Origin of the sequence: Methylobacterium sp. Leaf118, from assembly GCF_920984675.1 — a bacterium.
Classification (GTDB): domain Bacteria; phylum Pseudomonadota; class Alphaproteobacteria; order Rhizobiales; family Beijerinckiaceae; genus Methylobacterium.
This window is the reverse complement of the sequence record NZ_CAKLBV010000027.1, coordinates 1-13,783: the sequence shown is the minus strand read 5'-3', so window position 1 is coordinate 13,783 and position 13,783 is coordinate 1. Positions and strand designations below refer to the sequence as shown.

Annotated in this window: 15 protein-coding genes and 1 pseudogene; 13 read left to right on the top strand and 3 right to left on the bottom strand. The window is 71.2% G+C overall.

Features of this window, described 5'->3' with window-relative positions:
* Positions 1–98: 98 nt before the first annotated feature.
* From LW587_RS13105 to LW587_RS13085, 5 genes are all read left to right on the top strand, one after another.
* On the top strand, positions 99–1,106 hold the full coding sequence (locus tag LW587_RS13105; protein WP_232630037.1) for a glutathione S-transferase family protein: 1,008 nt from the start codon (positions 99–101) through the stop codon (positions 1,104–1,106).
* Between the two features lie 79 nt (positions 1,107–1,185).
* A complete protein-coding gene (locus LW587_RS13100) occupies positions 1,186–1,704 on the top strand; it encodes a hypothetical protein (protein WP_232630036.1) in 519 nt (172 codons plus the stop codon).
* A 98-nt stretch (positions 1,705–1,802) separates the two neighbouring features.
* Positions 1,803–2,711, top strand: a complete 909-nt coding sequence (locus LW587_RS13095) for a thioredoxin family protein (protein WP_232630035.1) — start codon at positions 1,803–1,805, stop codon at positions 2,709–2,711.
* 57 nt (positions 2,712–2,768) lie between these two features.
* On the top strand, positions 2,769–3,437 hold the full coding sequence (locus tag LW587_RS13090) for an LON peptidase substrate-binding domain-containing protein (RefSeq protein ID WP_232630034.1): 669 nt from the start codon (positions 2,769–2,771) through the stop codon (positions 3,435–3,437).
* An 81-nt stretch (positions 3,438–3,518) separates the two neighbouring features.
* Positions 3,519–3,725 carry a Trm112 family protein gene (locus LW587_RS13085; protein WP_232630033.1) on the top strand — a complete coding sequence of 69 codons (207 nt, stop codon included), beginning with the start codon at positions 3,519–3,521 and terminating at the stop codon, positions 3,723–3,725.
* A gap of 185 nt (positions 3,726–3,910) precedes the next feature.
* Here the strand turns inward: LW587_RS13085 and LW587_RS13080 are convergent, their stop codons facing one another.
* The 3 genes from LW587_RS13080 to LW587_RS13070 all read right to left on the bottom strand — a co-directional run bounded on the left by LW587_RS13080 (position 3,911) and on the right by LW587_RS13070 (position 7,941).
* The gene (locus LW587_RS13080) at positions 3,911–4,696 is read right to left on the bottom strand and encodes a Bax inhibitor-1/YccA family protein (protein WP_232630032.1); all 786 of its coding nucleotides are present in this window, start codon (positions 4,694–4,696) and stop codon (positions 3,911–3,913) included.
* A gap of 232 nt (positions 4,697–4,928) precedes the next feature.
* Positions 4,929–7,511 (bottom strand): ABC transporter permease, encoded by a 2,583-nt coding sequence (locus LW587_RS13075; protein WP_232630031.1) that lies wholly within the window; start codon positions 7,509–7,511, stop codon positions 4,929–4,931.
* Between the two features lie 118 nt (positions 7,512–7,629).
* Positions 7,630–7,941, bottom strand: coding sequence for a metalloregulator ArsR/SmtB family transcription factor (locus LW587_RS13070; RefSeq protein ID WP_232630030.1), 312 nt, complete (start codon positions 7,939–7,941; stop codon positions 7,630–7,632).
* A 94-nt stretch (positions 7,942–8,035) separates the two neighbouring features.
* Between LW587_RS13070 and LW587_RS13065 the strand changes: the two genes are divergently transcribed.
* The 8 genes and pseudogenes from LW587_RS13065 to LW587_RS13030 all read left to right on the top strand — a co-directional run.
* Positions 8,036–9,025: an acyl-CoA desaturase gene (locus LW587_RS13065; protein ID WP_232630029.1), complete on the top strand. Its 990-nt coding sequence runs from the start codon at positions 8,036–8,038 to the stop codon at positions 9,023–9,025.
* A gap of 40 nt (positions 9,026–9,065) precedes the next feature.
* On the top strand, positions 9,066–9,803 hold the full coding sequence (locus LW587_RS13060) for a pyridoxine 5'-phosphate synthase (RefSeq protein ID WP_232630028.1): 738 nt from the start codon (positions 9,066–9,068) through the stop codon (positions 9,801–9,803).
* Between the two features lie 117 nt (positions 9,804–9,920).
* Positions 9,921–10,328, top strand: a complete 408-nt coding sequence (acpS, locus tag LW587_RS13055; protein WP_232630027.1) for a holo-ACP synthase — start codon at positions 9,921–9,923, stop codon at positions 10,326–10,328.
* Positions 10,329–10,472: 144 nt separating this feature from the next.
* On the top strand, positions 10,473–11,273 hold the full coding sequence (gene lepB, locus LW587_RS13050; protein WP_232630026.1) for a signal peptidase I: 801 nt from the start codon (positions 10,473–10,475) through the stop codon (positions 11,271–11,273).
* Between the two features lies 1 nt (position 11,274).
* Positions 11,275–11,604, top strand: coding sequence for a hypothetical protein (locus LW587_RS13045; RefSeq protein ID WP_232630025.1), 330 nt, complete (start codon positions 11,275–11,277; stop codon positions 11,602–11,604).
* A 1-nt stretch (position 11,605) separates the two neighbouring features.
* Positions 11,606–12,379, top strand: a complete 774-nt coding sequence (rnc, locus tag LW587_RS13040) for a ribonuclease III (protein ID WP_232630024.1) — start codon at positions 11,606–11,608, stop codon at positions 12,377–12,379.
* A gap of 3 nt (positions 12,380–12,382) precedes the next feature.
* Entirely contained in the window at positions 12,383–13,327 is a 945-nt protein-coding gene (era, locus tag LW587_RS13035; protein ID WP_232630023.1) for a GTPase Era, read from the top strand.
* Between the two features lie 192 nt (positions 13,328–13,519).
* Positions 13,520–13,783 (top strand): annotated as a pseudogene (locus LW587_RS13030) (methyltransferase); the annotation flags it as partial.

Genomic DNA, 13,783 nt, shown 5'->3' with positions numbered 1-13,783 from the left:
CATCTGGGATTCCGCGCGGCCCCCGCCAGCCCGGCGGCCTTCTCTGGACCCGTCATGCTCCCATCTTCTCGGCTCGCAGGATAGGGAAAGGGCGTACGATGGGCTTGCTGGTCGACGGGGAGTGGCGGGATCAGGGATACGACACCGCCAAGTCCGGCGGGCGCTTCGAGCGCTCGGCCTCCGCCTTCCGCAACTGGGTGACGGCGGATGGCCGCCCGGGCCCCTCGGGGGAGGGCGGGTTCAAGGGCGAGGCGGGGCGCTACCACCTCGTCGTGTCGCTCGCCTGTCCCTGGGCCCACCGCGCCCTCATCGTGCGGGCGCTGAAGGGGCTGGAGGCCGCGATCTCCGTCTCAATCGTCTCGCCCTACATGCGCGAGGAGGGCTGGGTGTTCCAGCCGGAGGCCGAGGGCGGCGTCCCGGGCTCGACCGAGGAACCGCTGTTCGGCGCCACGCGCCTCTACGAGATCTACCAGCGGGCCAAGCCCGACTATAGCGGCCGCGTGACCGTTCCGGTGCTGTGGGACCGCGCGCGCGGCACGATCGTCTCCAACGAATCGGCCGAGATCATCCGGATGCTCAACGACGCCTTCGGCGGCGCGGGCGCCGACCCGTCCGCGCCCGACCTCTACCCGGAGGCTCTGCGGGAGGCGATCGATGCCGTGAACGCCCGCGTCTACGACCGGGTCAACAACGGCGTCTACAAGGCCGGCTTCGCCACGCGGCAGGAGGTCTACGCGGAGGCCTTCGCCGCGCTGTTCGAGGAGCTCGATGCCCTGGAGGCGCGGCTCGATCGCGCCCGCTACCTCTGCGGAGCCCGGCTGACGGAGGCCGACATCCGCCTGTTCACGACCCTGGTCCGGTTCGACGCGGTCTATGTCGGCCACTTCAAGTGCAACCGCCGCCGCATCGCCGACTATCCGAACCTCTCGAACTATCTGCGCGATCTCTACGCGCTGCCGCAGGTGGCCGCCACGGTGAACCTCGCGCAGATCAAGCGGCACTATTACGGCAGCCACCCGCACATCAACCCGACCGGGATCGTTCCGCTGGGTCCGGAACTCGACTTCGATGCGCCCAACGATCGCGCCCTGCGCTTCGGCGCTTGAAGCGGGCGCCGAGCGCGCCAGAACCACGGCGATCGAACGAAGGCCGCGAAGGCGGCTTGGCTCTCGGAGGAACCCCGCCATGACGACCCGCGCTCTCCCCCTTTTCGCATTCCTCGGTCTGATCGCCGCGGGTCCGGCGGCGGCCCAGCAGGGCGCCGAGGTCAAGATGACCGGCCGGTGCGAGCGGCTGGTCATCGGCGGCCAGGACATCACGCAGAACTGCAAGGAGCAGCTCGTCAACACGGTCTCGCGCGGGCGCACCACCTTCGACTTCGCTGCCTGGGACGGTCAGTCCCTGAGCTTCAGCGGCGCCGGGGCGCAGCACCAGGCCACCGAGGAATCCGAGCAGCTCCAGCCGATCAGCCTCGTGGTGCCCGGCATGAAGAACGCGGAGGGCATCGCCCGCTCGCCCTCGCCCGCGGTCGGCGCCTGCAAATTCTCCCGCCCGGAGCCCGGCAAGACCATGATCGACTGCGAAGTGACGTCGCAGGGCAAGACCTATGCGGGCACCTTCATCACCGACACGGCGGCGAACGAGGCCAAGCCCGAGGCCAAGCCCGAGAGCAAGCCGGACACCAAGGAGGGCGCCAAGCCCTGATCCAAGGGGCATCCCGCGCCCGAAACCGTCTGGTCAGGCGGGGGCGCGGGCCCCATGTAACGCACGCGAAAACGCGCGTTCCGATTCCAGAGGGCTCCATGCTCGACGCCAACCCCGCCGGTGCCCCTGCCGCCGACGGTCTCATCAAGGACACCACCACCGCCGGCTTCCGGCAGGAGGTCATCGCCGAGTCGATGAACCAGCCGGTGATCGTCGATTTCTGGGCGCCCTGGTGCGGGCCCTGCAAGCAGCTCACGCCGATCCTCGAGAAGGTCGTGCGAGCGGCGGGCGGCCGAGTGAAGCTCGCCAAGCTCAACATCGACGAGCATCCCGGCGTCTGGCAGCAGATCGGCCAGCAGCTCGGCCTGCAATCCATTCCCGCCGTGATCGCGATCGACCGCGGCCGGCCCGTGGACGCCTTCATGGGCGCGGTGCCGGAATCGGAGGTGCGCGCCTTCGTCGACCGGCTCGCCGGCCCCTCCGAGATCGACCAGATCCTCGACGAGGCCGCCGCCGTCGCCTCCGCCGGCGATCTCGCCTCGGCCTCCGAGCTCTACGCCGCGGTCCTGCGCGAGGAGCCCGCCAACCTGAAGGCCATCGCCGGGCTCGCCAAAACCCAGATCGAACTCGGCGAGATCGAGAACGCCCGGCAGGTCCTCGCCATGGTGCCGGCCGACAAGGCCGACGACCCGGCGCTGGCCGGCGTGCGCGCCGCCCTCGACCTTGCCGACCAGGCCGAGAGCCTGGGCGACCTCGCCGGCCTGCAGCGGCAGATCGAGGCCGATCCGAACGACCATCAGGCCCGCTTCGACCTCGCGCTCGGCCTCAACGCGGCCGGCAAGCGCGACGAGGCCGTGGACCAACTCGTCGCCATCGCCCGGGCCGACCGGACCTGGAACGAGGACGGGGCGCGCAAGCAGCTGCTCCAGTTCTTCGAGGCCTGGGGCCTGATGGATCCGGCCGCCATCCGCGGGCGCCGCCAGCTTTCGACGATCCTGTTCTCGTGAGCCGGCGCCGATGAGCTCGGGGCGCCGGCCCTCCGACGACCCGCACGGGAGATCCGCATGAGCGCGCAGGCGAATTTCAAGGCGCCGGCGGATTGTCCCGCCATCATCCCGGTGTTTCCGCTGCCCGGGGCTCTGCTGCTGCCCCGGGGGCAGATGCCGCTCAACATCTTCGAGCCGCGCTACCTCGCCATGGTGGACGACGCCCTGCGCGGGGACCGGATCATCGGCATGATCCAGCCGGACGCGGACGGAAGCGGCGCGCCGCTGGCGCCGCGGCTCTACCGGGTCGGATGCGCCGGCCGCATCAGCCAGTTCGCCGAGACCGGCGACGGGCGCTACCTGATCTCGCTCACCGGCGTCAGCCGCTTCCGCGTCGAGAGCGAGCTCGCGACGACCGCCACCTATCGCCGCTGCCAGGTGTCCTACGACGCCTTCGCGGCCGATTTCGAGCCGCGGGCGGGCGAGGCGGCCGTCGACCGGGAGGGCGTGCTGCAGACCCTGCGCCGCTTCGTCGAGGCCAACGAGCTCCAAGTCGACTGGTCCGGCATCGAGGAGGCGCCGAACGAGGCGCTCGTCAACGCGCTCTGCATGATGAGCCCGTTCGGCGTGCGCGAGAAGCAGGCGATGCTGGAAGCTGCCGATCTCCGGACCCGGGCCGAGGTGCTGATCGCGGTGACCGAGATGGAGCTGGTGCGCGCCAGCGGCGCGGAGCCGACGCTGCAATAGCGTTTTGCCGTATGGGTCGGCGGCCGTTTCCGGCTATGGACACGGCCGTCGCAGCGGCGAAGACTTTCAGGGAACGACATCATGGCCGACAGCCCCACCCCGCCCGTCGAGGCGACCCGCGTCGATCCGCGCCTCCTCGAACTGCTGGTCTGCCCGCTGACCAAGGAGACGCTGGAATACGACGCGGTGCGCGAGGAGCTGATCAGCCGCTCCGCCAAGCTCGCCTACCCGATCCGCGACGGCATCCCGATCATGTTGCCGGAAGAGGCCCGCTCCCTGACGGAGTGAGTCTTTTCGATAGTTGAAGCCGCCGGACGCTCCGGTTCGTTCGACCCCTCCGATACGCGCTCCGTGCGGCACCGCGGGACCAGCGTGCGGGATCGGATGAACCGGCTTCGAAACGGGAGCGCGCATGAAAAAGCCCCGGCCGAAAGGCCGGGGCTTTTCCTTGTCAGGCTCTGAGGTCCCGAGGCTTAGCGGCGGTCGCCGATCAGCGAGAGCAGGAACTGGAACATGTTGATGAAGTCCAGGTACAGCGTCAGGGCGCCGTTCACGGACATCTTGGCCGCACCCTCGGCGTCCATGCCGCTGTAGAGGTACATCTCCTTGAGCTTCTGCGTGTCGTACGCGGTGAGGCCCGCGAAGATGAGCACGCCGAGCACCGAGATGGCGAACGACAGGGCGCTGGAGGCCATGAAGAGGTTGACCAGCGAGGCGATGATCAGGCCGATCAGACCCATGATCAGGAACGAGCCCATGCCCGACAGGCTACGCTTCGTGGTGTAGCCGTAGAGGCTCAGGCCGCCGAAGGTCGCCGCCGTGATGAAGAACACCCGCACCACGCTGCCGCCCGTGAAGACGAGGAGCAGCGAGGACATCGAGGCGCCCATCACCGCCGCGAAGGCCCAGAACATCATCCGCGCGGACGAGGCCGACATCCGGTCCATCCGGAAGGAGAACACGAAGATGAAGGCCAGCGGTGCCAGCATCAGCACCCACTTGAGGGGGCTGCCGTAGAGCGTCGCGCCGAGCTGGGTGAGGGGCACGTTCCCCATGCGGGCCACGGCCTCGCCCGGCGCGTCGGCCACGGCGAGCTGGAAGAGGCCGAGCGCGACGAGACCCGAGATCCCGAGACCCACGACCATGTTGTTGTAGACGCCCAGCATGAAGCTGCGCAGGCCCTGGTCGACCTCGACCTGGGAACCGGCGTACCCCTGCGGCTGGGCGCCGTAGCGGAACGGGCTGTTGTCGAATGCCATGAAAGTTTCCCTTGGAAGCTCCCGGCGTGGGGATGGTACCGGTCCACGCGCGACCTTCAGCGCGGTGGACGCGCCTTGGCCTGAATATGTTCGGTCACGCAGTCATAAACAAGAGGGCGCTGAAGCTCACGGCCCGGATTTCAAGTCGTTCGGTTGATGGAAGTTTTTGCGTTCGCTGCGGGATTAAAGCACGACTTTCCCCGTCTGCTGCGGGCTCGCGTTCCAGCCCCCCTCAGAACTGGCGCAGATAGGGGGCCGGCTTCTGGCCGAGGATGCGCCACGTGCCCGCGAGCCCGACCACCACGGCGAAGGCGACCGCGAGGCCGGTCACGCCCAGGGCCCCGACGAAGTCCGGCCGGAAATCGAGGCGCATCACGCGGGTGACGATGAGCCCACCGGCCAGGGTTCCGGCCAGGATGCCGAAGACCGAGGTGATGGCGCCGAGCGCCCCGTATTCGAGGAGGTAGGCCGAGAGGAGCCGGCCCCGGGTCGCGCCGAGCACCTTCAGCACCACCGCGTCGTAGAGCCGGGCGCGATGGCCCGCGGCCAGGGCGCCCGCCAGCACGAGGAGGCTCGACAGGACCGCGACCACGCTCGCCCCGCGGATCGCCAGCGTCAGCTTGTGGACGAGATCGTTGACCGCATCGAGCGCGTCCTTCACCCGCACGCTCGTCACCGACGGGAAGGCCTTGGCGGCGTCGCGCACGATCTCCGCCTCGAGCTTCGGATCGGGGCCGTGCGGCAGGGACAGGGTGGCGAGGTCGGCGTGCGGCGCTCCCCGGAAGGTGCCCGGTGAGAACACCATCACGAAGTTGATGCCGAGGGAGCGCCACTCGACCTTGCGCAGATTGGCGACCCGCGCCGTGATGGGGCGCCCGAGCACGTTGACCGTAACGGTGCCGCCGACCTTGACGTCGAGGGCGCGGGCCGCGTCCGCCTCGAACGAGACCAGGGGCTGGCGGCCGTCCTCCGCGCTCCACCACGCGCCGTCCACGATCTGCGCGCCGTCGGGCGGGCTCTCGGCATAGGTGATGCCGCGGTCGCCATCGAGCACCCAGGCGGCGTCCTCGGGCGCCTTGATCTGCCCGGACGGGACGCCGTTCAACGCGGTGATGCGCCCGCGCATCATCGGCACCCGCTCGATCTTCGCGTCGGGGGCGCGGTTGGCCAGGAAGGTCGTGAAGGCGTCGGCGTCGCGGGAGGGCACGTCGAGGAAGAACAGGCTCGGGGCGCGGCCCGGCAGCGAGCTCTCCAGCGCCCGGGTGATGTTGGCGTCGATGGCGCCGAGGGTCACGAGGAGCGTCGTGCCGAGGCCGAGCGAGAGCACCACCGCCGGGGTCAGCGCGCCCGGCCTGTGGAGGTTGGCCAGGGCCATCCGCGGCACCATCGCCCGCGGCCGCGGCAGGCGGGCGGCGCCGGCCATGATGCCGGCGGCGACGAGCCTCAAGCCCCCGAAGGCGAGGGCGGCGGCGGCCATGAACAGGAGCGCGACCTTGCGGTCGAAGGCCGTGATGAGGGCGAGGCCCGCGAGCGCCAGGAGGGCGATGGCGAGCCCCACGACATAGCGGGTTCGCGGCCGGTTGCGCCCGGGATCGACGGTGTCGCGGAACAGCCCGGCCACGGGCACGTCGTGGGCGCGCCCCAGCGGCAGGATCGCGAAGGCCAGCGCGGTGAGCAGCCCGTAGGCGGCGGCGAGCGCGAGGCGGCCCGGCGCGATCTCGGGATTGAGCGGCAGGGGCAACTGGTCGCGCAACGCCCCATCGAGGATGAAGGGCAGGGCGGCGCCGAGCGCGAGGCCGAGCGCCGTGCTGAGGGCTGCGATCAGCATGACCTGCACGAGGTAGAGGGCGACGACCTGCGAGCCCGGCGCGCCGACGCTCTTGAGGGTCGCGATCGAGGCGCGCCGCCCGTCCACGAAGGCCCGCACGGCGTTGGCGACGCCGACCCCGCCGACGATGAGCGCGGTGAGGCCGACCAGGGTGAGGAACTGCGTGAAGCGCTCGATGCCCTTGGCGAAGCGCGGATCGGCGTTGAGCCGCGAGCGCACCTGAAAGCCCGACTCGGGCAGGGCCTTCTGGATCGCCGCGTCGGTGGCGGCGAGGCGCGCGTCGTCGAGGCCGTGAAGCTGGAGGCGGTAGCTCCACTGGTTGAGGCTGCCGGGCTGGACGAGGCCGGTGGCGCGCAGGGCGGGCAGCGCGATCATCAGGCGCGGCCCGAACCCGACGCCGGCCGCGACCTTGTCGGGCTCGGAGACCAGCGCGGCGCGGATCTCCACGGGAAAGCCGCCGAGGGTCACCCGGTCGCCCGTCTTGAGGTCGAGCCGGGTCAGCAGGGCCGGGTCGGCGACCGCGCCGTAGACGCCGTCGCGCTCGGCCAGCAGCGCGGGCAGGGGGCGGGCCGGATCGGTCTCGACCGCGCCGACCGCCGGATAGGCCGCATCGACCGCCTTCAGCTCGACCAGCGCCGCGCCGTCGCCCGCCACCGCCATGGCCCGGAGCGTCGCGACCTCGGAGAGCGGCCCCTGCGCGGACAGGGCGGCGCGTTCGGCCGGGCTCGCCTCGCGGTTGACCAGCGCGTAGGTCAGGTCGCCGCCGAGGATCCGCCGGCCCTCCCGCCCGAGCCCGCCCGAGAGCGAGGCCGCGATCGAGGTGACGCCGCTGATCGCCGCGACGCCCAGCGCGATGCAGGCGATGAACACCCGAAAGCCCGAGAGCCCGCCGCGCAGCTCGCGCAGGGCGAGGCGCAGGGTGAGCGGCAGCCGGGAAGCGGCTGGCCGGGGCGGTGCGGGGTCCGGCCGGGAGAGCGTGCCGTGCATGCGTGGTCAATCCCTGTGGCGGCCGTCCGGGTCGGCCCGGCACAATCTGGGCATCGGCCGCGCCCGCGCAACGGCCCGCGCCGCCGCATGGGCGGACGAGCCGGTCACCGCCGCCCGGTCAGGACTTCTGGCGCCGGGCGCGGGCGGCGCTCTCGTGTCGGAGCGGGCGGCCGATGGGGCAGGCTTCCTGGACGAAGCCGGCGAGGGTGTTCACGAGGCTGTCCGGCACCTGACGGTAGAAGACGAACTGGCCCCGCTTCTCGCCGACGACGAGGCCGGCGGTTTCCAGCACGGAGAGGTGCTGCGAGATCGAGGCGCGGGTCATCTCGAAGCGCGCCGCGATGTCCCCCGCGCTCATCTCGCCATGGGCGAGGATCGCGAGGATGCGGCGCCGGGGGGCGGAGGCGAGGGCTTCGAAGATGCGCTGCATGATAGCCGATCCGATCTAGCGAAAACGGGCCCGCTTGACCATCGGGCGTTTCGGCATTTAAGTAATTGCCTAAATATCGAAACGGAGCAGCCTCATGCAGCGGACCGCCGCAACGTGCCTCTCGACGGAGCGGGTGATCGCCGGTCCGGGCGTCTCCGCGACGGAGGGGCGTGTCGCCTGGGCGCCGGGGCGATCGCTCTGGATCGGCGGGATGACGCTGGTCGCCCTCGCTCTCGGGCCGGTCTTCGTCACCCCGGGGGCGGTGATGGTGTTCCTCGTCCTCAGCGCGGTGACGCTCTGCCTCGGGCACTCGCTCGGGCTGCACCGGCTCCTGATCCACCGGAGCTTCGAGGCGCCCCTCTGGCTCGAGCGGACCATGGTCTGGCTCGGCACGCTGGTCGGGATGGCGGGGCCGCTCGGCATGGTGCGCCTGCACGACCTGCGGGACTGGGCGCAGCGGCAGGCGGCCTGTCACGATCTCCATGCACACCGGGCTCCGCTCCTGAAGGATGCGTGGTGGCAGATGCATTGCCGGCTGGATCTCGCCCATCCGCCGCGTTTCGTGCCGGAGGCGCGGCTGCGGGACGATCCCTTCCTGCGCCGGCTCGAGGCGACTTGGATGCTGCAACAGGTGCCGCTCGGCCTCGCTCTCTTCCTCGTCGGCGGGATGCCCTGGCTGGTCTGGGGCGTCGCCGTGCGGGTGGCGGTCTCGGTGACGGGGCACTGGGTGGTCGGGCATGTCACGCACCGGCGCGGGCCGCAGGGCTGGGCGGTCGACGGGGTCGCCGTGCAGGGGCACGATCTGCCGGCGGCGGCGCTCATCACCTTCGGCGAAGCGTGGCACGGCAACCATCACGCTTGGCCCGGATCGGCCCGCCTCGGCGTCGAGCCCGGCCAGGCCGATCCGGGCTGGTGGGTGCTCACGGCGCTCCGGCGGCTCGGATGGGTCTGGGGCTTGCGCGAGCCGGGGGATCTGGTCCCGCGGGCCGGCCTGCGGCGGCTGGGCGCGGGCGCGGCCGTGCGCCCGTCCGGGCCGGCCTTCGCCGTGCCCTCGACGCTTCCAACACTCGGCGCCAGCGGCTAAACCCGCATCCCGCTGCCGTCGAAACCCGGAAGAGCCCCCCGTGTCGTCCCTGCGCCTGGGCGTGAACATCGATCACGTCGCCACCGTCCGCAACGCCCGCGGCGGGCTCCTGCCCGATCCGGTCCGCGCCGCCCAGGAGGCCGTGGCGGCGGGCGCCGACGGCATCACCGCCCATCTGCGCGAGGATCGCCGCCACATCCGCGATGCCGACATCGCCAGCCTCAAGGCGCTGCCGGTGCCGCTGAACCTCGAGATGGCGGCGACGGACGAGATGGTCGGCATCGCGCTCCACACCCGGCCGCACGCCGCCTGCCTCGTGCCGGAGAAGCGCGAGGAGCGCACCACCGAGGGCGGCCTCGACATCATCGGTGGCCGCGACCACCTCGCGCCCCGTATCGCGACGCTCACGGAGGCCGGCATCCGCGTCTCGCTGTTCGTCGAGCCCGACGAGGCGGTGATGGAGGCGGCCCATGCCCTGAAGGCCCCCGTGGTCGAGCTGCACACCGGCAGCTATTGCGAGGCGGCGGTGGCGGGCGACGCAGAGCGCGTGGCGCACGAACTCGACCGGATCGTCCGCGCCGCCGCCCACGGCGCCGGGCTCGGCCTCGAAATCCATGCCGGCCACGGCCTGACCCTCGACAGCGTCGGCCCGGTCGCGGCGGTGCCGCACCTGCGCGAGCTGAATATCGGCCACGCCCTGATCGCCGAGGCGATCTTCGTCGGGCTCAGGCAGGCGGTGCACGACATGCGCGCCGCCATGGACCGGGCGCGGCGGTGAGGGGCAGCGGCTCATGAGACGGACGGTCCGCAAAGGACGCTCCGCCGGCGCGACGGCGCCCCGTCGCGCCGGCGGCGGACGCCTCCGCACCGGCAGGCCGGTTCGCGGGAAGATTCGATGATCCTCGGCATCGGTACCGATCTCTGCGACATCCGTCGCATCGAGGCGTCGCTGGAGAAATACGGCGACCGCTTCACCCACCGGGTCTTCACCGAGGGTGAGCGGGCGAAATGCGACCGGCGTGCGGCCCGCGCCCCCTCCTATGCCCGCCGCTTCGCCGCCAAGGAGGCCTGCGCCAAGGCGCTCGGCACCGGGATCGGCCAGGGCGTGTTCTGGCGCGACATGGAGGTGGTCAATCTCCCCGGCGGCGCGCCGACCCTGCACCTCACCGGAGGTGCGCGTGAGCACCTGGCGGGCATGGTCCCCCCCGGCCATGAGGCGCGGCTGCACATCACGCTCACCGACGAACCCCCTCTGGCACAAGCCTTCGTGATCATCGAGGCGGTCCCGCTCCCGCCGGGCTGAGGGCGGAGCCCGTCTGAGCCGGCTCATCCTCGCGTTGCGGGGAGGCCGCGCATGGTCTAGACCCCCGGCCCAGCAGAACGGACGCGGGATGAACGGCACGGGCCGGACGTTCCGGCGAGGCCGGAGGCTGCGACGGCAACGAGCATGGAACGCGCGGGCGTGGATCGCGACAGCAAATCGGAGCTTCGGGCCGCCGAACCCACCACCTGGGAGAGCATCCGCGAGACCGTGAAGGTCGGCGTCCAGGCGCTGCTGATCGCACTGGTGGTGCGCACGCTCCTGTTCCAGCCGTTCAACATTCCCTCGGGCTCGCTGATCCCGACGCTGCTGGTCGGCGACTACCTGTTCGTGTCGAAGTACACCTACGGCTACTCGAAATACTCTCTGCCTCTGTCCGAGTACCTGCCGTTCCAGGCGCAGGGGCGGGTCTGGGCGGCCGAGCCGAAGCGCGGCGACATCGCCGTGTTCAAGCTGCCGAAGGACAACGCCACCGACTATATCAAGCGCGTCATCGGCCTGCCCGGCGATCGCATCCAGGTCGTCTCCGGCGTGCTCGTCATCAACGGCACCCCGGTCAAGCGCGAGCGCATCGCCGATTACGACACCCTGGACGCGTTCGACCAGCAGGTGAAGGTCGCCCAGTACATGGAGACCCTGCCGGGTGGCGTCTCGCACAAGGTGATCGAGCGCGACGGCGACCGCGGTAGCTGGGACAACACCAACGTTTACACGGTGCCGCCCGGCCACTACTTCATGATGGGCGACAACCGCGACAACTCCACCGATTCGCGCGACCTCGCCAGCGTCGGCTACGTTCCCTTCGAGAACTTCGTCGGCCGGGCCGAGATGATCTTCTTCTCGATCGACGCAGGCACGCCCGCCTGGCAGCTCTGGCGCTGGCCGGCCGACGTGCGCTGGAGCCGCATGTTCTCGACGATCCACTGATGTGACGACGATCGCTCAAGCCGAGGGCACGGCGCTCAGGCCTGCCCAGGCCTTCGCCGGGGCGCGTCTCGCCCTCGCGTCGGGTCTTGCCCTCCAGTTGGGTCTTGCCCTCGCGTTAGGACTGGGCCGCGCCGGTCGGCGGGCGGCCGCGATGGCGCGATTTCGGCCGGTCGGCGATCTTTCGCGCTGGGCGCGCTCGGGCGCGTTCCTGCCCCATGAGCGGTCGCGCGGCCACGGCGCGGTGTTCGCGCTGCCGACGTCCGACCTCACCGATGACGTCAGCTGCCGCATCGCCCTGCGCGGGCGCCGCCGCCTGGTGGCGGTCCATTGAGATGACGACGGACGACGTCCCGGAGGACCGGCCGTCCAGCCGGGTCCGGCGCGCCCAGCGGCCGCGGCCCGGGCTCGACGTGCTGGAGGCACGCATCGGCTACCGCTTCGCCGACCAAACCCTGCTCCCCCTGGCCCTGACCCATGTGAGCAAGGCCGGCGTCTCGGGCCGGGTCGGCAGCTACCAGCGCCTGGAATTCCTCGGGGACCGGGTGCTGGGCCTCGCCGTGGCCGAATCGCTCTACGCCGCCTTCCCCGATGCCGAGGAGGGCGAGCTGTCGCGGCGTCTCGCCGGCCTCGTGCGGCGGGAGACCTGCGCGGCGGTGGCGGAGGCCTGGGAGGTCGGGCCCCATCTCAATCTCGGCCCCGGCGAGGTCCAGACCGGCGGGCGGCGCAACCAGACCATCCTGGCCGACGTGTGCGAGGCGATCCTCGGCGCGGTCTTCCTCGATGCCGGCTACGCCGCCACCAAGGCGATCGTGCAGGCGGCCTTCCGGCCCGGCGAGGAGACCGGCGCGCCTCGGGGGCGCGACGCGAAATCGAGCTTGCAGGAATGGGCGATGGCCCGCAGCCTCCCGATTCCGGTCTACGAGGTGGTGGAGCGCTCCGGCCCCGATCACGCCCCGGTCTTCCGGATCGCGGTGCGGGTCGAAGGGATCGAGCCGGGCTACGGCGAGGGCAGTTCGAAGCGCGTCGCGGAGCAGGAGGCGGCGCGAGGCGTTCTTGCTCGTGAGGGCATCGGCGGCACTCAGGGACAGGACGGGACGCGGGGCTGACACATGGCTGAGGACGAGATCGCCCCCGACGGGGCCGTGACGCACGCGCCGGAGGAGACCCGGGCCGGCTTCGCCGCCCTGATCGGCGTGCCGAACGCGGGCAAGTCGACGCTGCTCAACGCGCTGGTCGGCGCCAAGGTCTCGATCGTCTCCCGCAAGGTGCAGACGACCCGGGCGCTCGTGCGCGGCATCGCCATGGAGGGCGTGGCCCAGATCGTGCTCGTGGACACGCCCGGCATCTTCGCCCCCAAGCGCCGCCTCGACCGGGCGATGGTGCATTCCGCCTGGAGCGGCGCGGCCGATGCCGACGCGGTCTGCCTCTTGGTCGATGCCCGGAAAGGCGCCGACGGCGAGGTCGAGGCGATTCTCCGCCGCCTCTCCGACGTGAAGCGGCCCAAGATCCTGATCCTCAACAAGATCGATCTGATCCCCCGCGAGCGCCTGCTCGAACTCGCGGCGACGCTCAACGCACAGGTGCCCTTCGAGGACACCTTCATGATCTCCGCGCTCAACGGTGACGGGGTCGAGACCCTGCGCAAGGCGCTGGCGAAGCGGATGCCGCCCTCGCCGTGGCTCTACCCCGAGGATCAGGTCTCGGACGCGCCGCTGCGGATGCTCGCCGCCGAGATCACGCGCGAGAAGATCTACGACCGGCTTCACGAGGAACTGCCCTACCGCTCCACCGTCGAGACCGACCAGTGGCAGGGCCGGCCCGACGGCTCGGTGCGGATCGAGCAGACCATCTTCGTCGAGCGCGAGAGCCAGCGCTCGATCGTGCTCGGCAAGAACGGGCAGACCATCAAGGCGATCGGGCAGGCCGCCCGCATCGAGATCGCCGAGGTGGCCGAGACCAAGGTTCACCTGTTCCTGCACGTGAAGGTCCGCGAGAACTGGGCCGACGACCCGGCTCGCTACCGCGAGATGGGCCTCGAATTCCCGACGGGCTGATTTTTTCTCAACGCCGCACTTCCCGTTCTTCCCCCTGATCTTGTGGCGCGGAGCGAAGCGCAGCCTCGACGGAGGGCACCAGGGATCGCGCGGGATCCGGACCCCTTCGTCGAGGCCCGCTTGCGCGGGCACCGCAGGAGGAGGGGAAAAGCGGGAGGCTTCGGTTCCGTGAACCCGACATGACCCGAGTCCATGACCGCCACCTCTGACCCGACCGCCATCGTCCACGGACTGCCGTCCGCCGAACTCGTCGCCGTGCCGGACGGGGCCGCCCAGGTCTCGCCGCTGATCCCCGGCTCCGCGCGGCTGGAGGACATCGCGGCCGAAAGCCTCGAGGCCGCCGTGCTGCTCGCGCCCCCCGGCACGGTCGAGCGCCGCTTCGCGCTGGCGCTCGCGATCCGGGCCCTGCGGCCCGGCGGGCGGCTCACGGCCTTGGCGCCCAAGGACCGGGGCGGC

Excerpts from the sequence above, each read along its gene's own strand:
- LW587_RS13100 (WP_232630036.1), top strand. The coding sequence starts at position 1,186 with ATGACGACCCGCGCTCTCCCCCTTTTCGCATTCCTCGGTCTGATCGCC.
- LW587_RS13085 (WP_232630033.1), top strand. The coding sequence starts at position 3,519 with ATGGCCGACAGCCCCACCCCGCCCGTCGAGGCGACCCGCGTCGATCCG.
- LW587_RS13095 (WP_232630035.1), top strand. The coding sequence starts at position 1,803 with ATGCTCGACGCCAACCCCGCCGGTGCCCCTGCCGCCGACGGTCTCATC.
- acpS (WP_232630027.1), top strand. The coding sequence starts at position 9,921 with ATGATCCTCGGCATCGGTACCGATCTCTGCGACATCCGTCGCATCGAG.
- rnc (WP_232630024.1), top strand. The coding sequence starts at position 11,606 with ATGACGACGGACGACGTCCCGGAGGACCGGCCGTCCAGCCGGGTCCGG.
- lepB (WP_232630026.1), top strand. The coding sequence starts at position 10,473 with ATGGAACGCGCGGGCGTGGATCGCGACAGCAAATCGGAGCTTCGGGCC.
- LW587_RS13090 (WP_232630034.1), top strand. The coding sequence starts at position 2,769 with ATGAGCGCGCAGGCGAATTTCAAGGCGCCGGCGGATTGTCCCGCCATC.
- LW587_RS13075 (WP_232630031.1), bottom strand. The coding sequence starts at position 7,511 with ATGCACGGCACGCTCTCCCGGCCGGACCCCGCACCGCCCCGGCCAGCC.
- LW587_RS13070 (WP_232630030.1), bottom strand. The coding sequence starts at position 7,941 with ATGCAGCGCATCTTCGAAGCCCTCGCCTCCGCCCCCCGGCGCCGCATC.
- LW587_RS13065 (WP_232630029.1), top strand. The coding sequence starts at position 8,036 with ATGCAGCGGACCGCCGCAACGTGCCTCTCGACGGAGCGGGTGATCGCC.
- LW587_RS13080 (WP_232630032.1), bottom strand. The coding sequence starts at position 4,696 with ATGGCATTCGACAACAGCCCGTTCCGCTACGGCGCCCAGCCGCAGGGG.
- LW587_RS13105 (WP_232630037.1), top strand. The coding sequence starts at position 99 with ATGGGCTTGCTGGTCGACGGGGAGTGGCGGGATCAGGGATACGACACC.
- era (WP_232630023.1), top strand. The coding sequence starts at position 12,383 with ATGGCTGAGGACGAGATCGCCCCCGACGGGGCCGTGACGCACGCGCCG.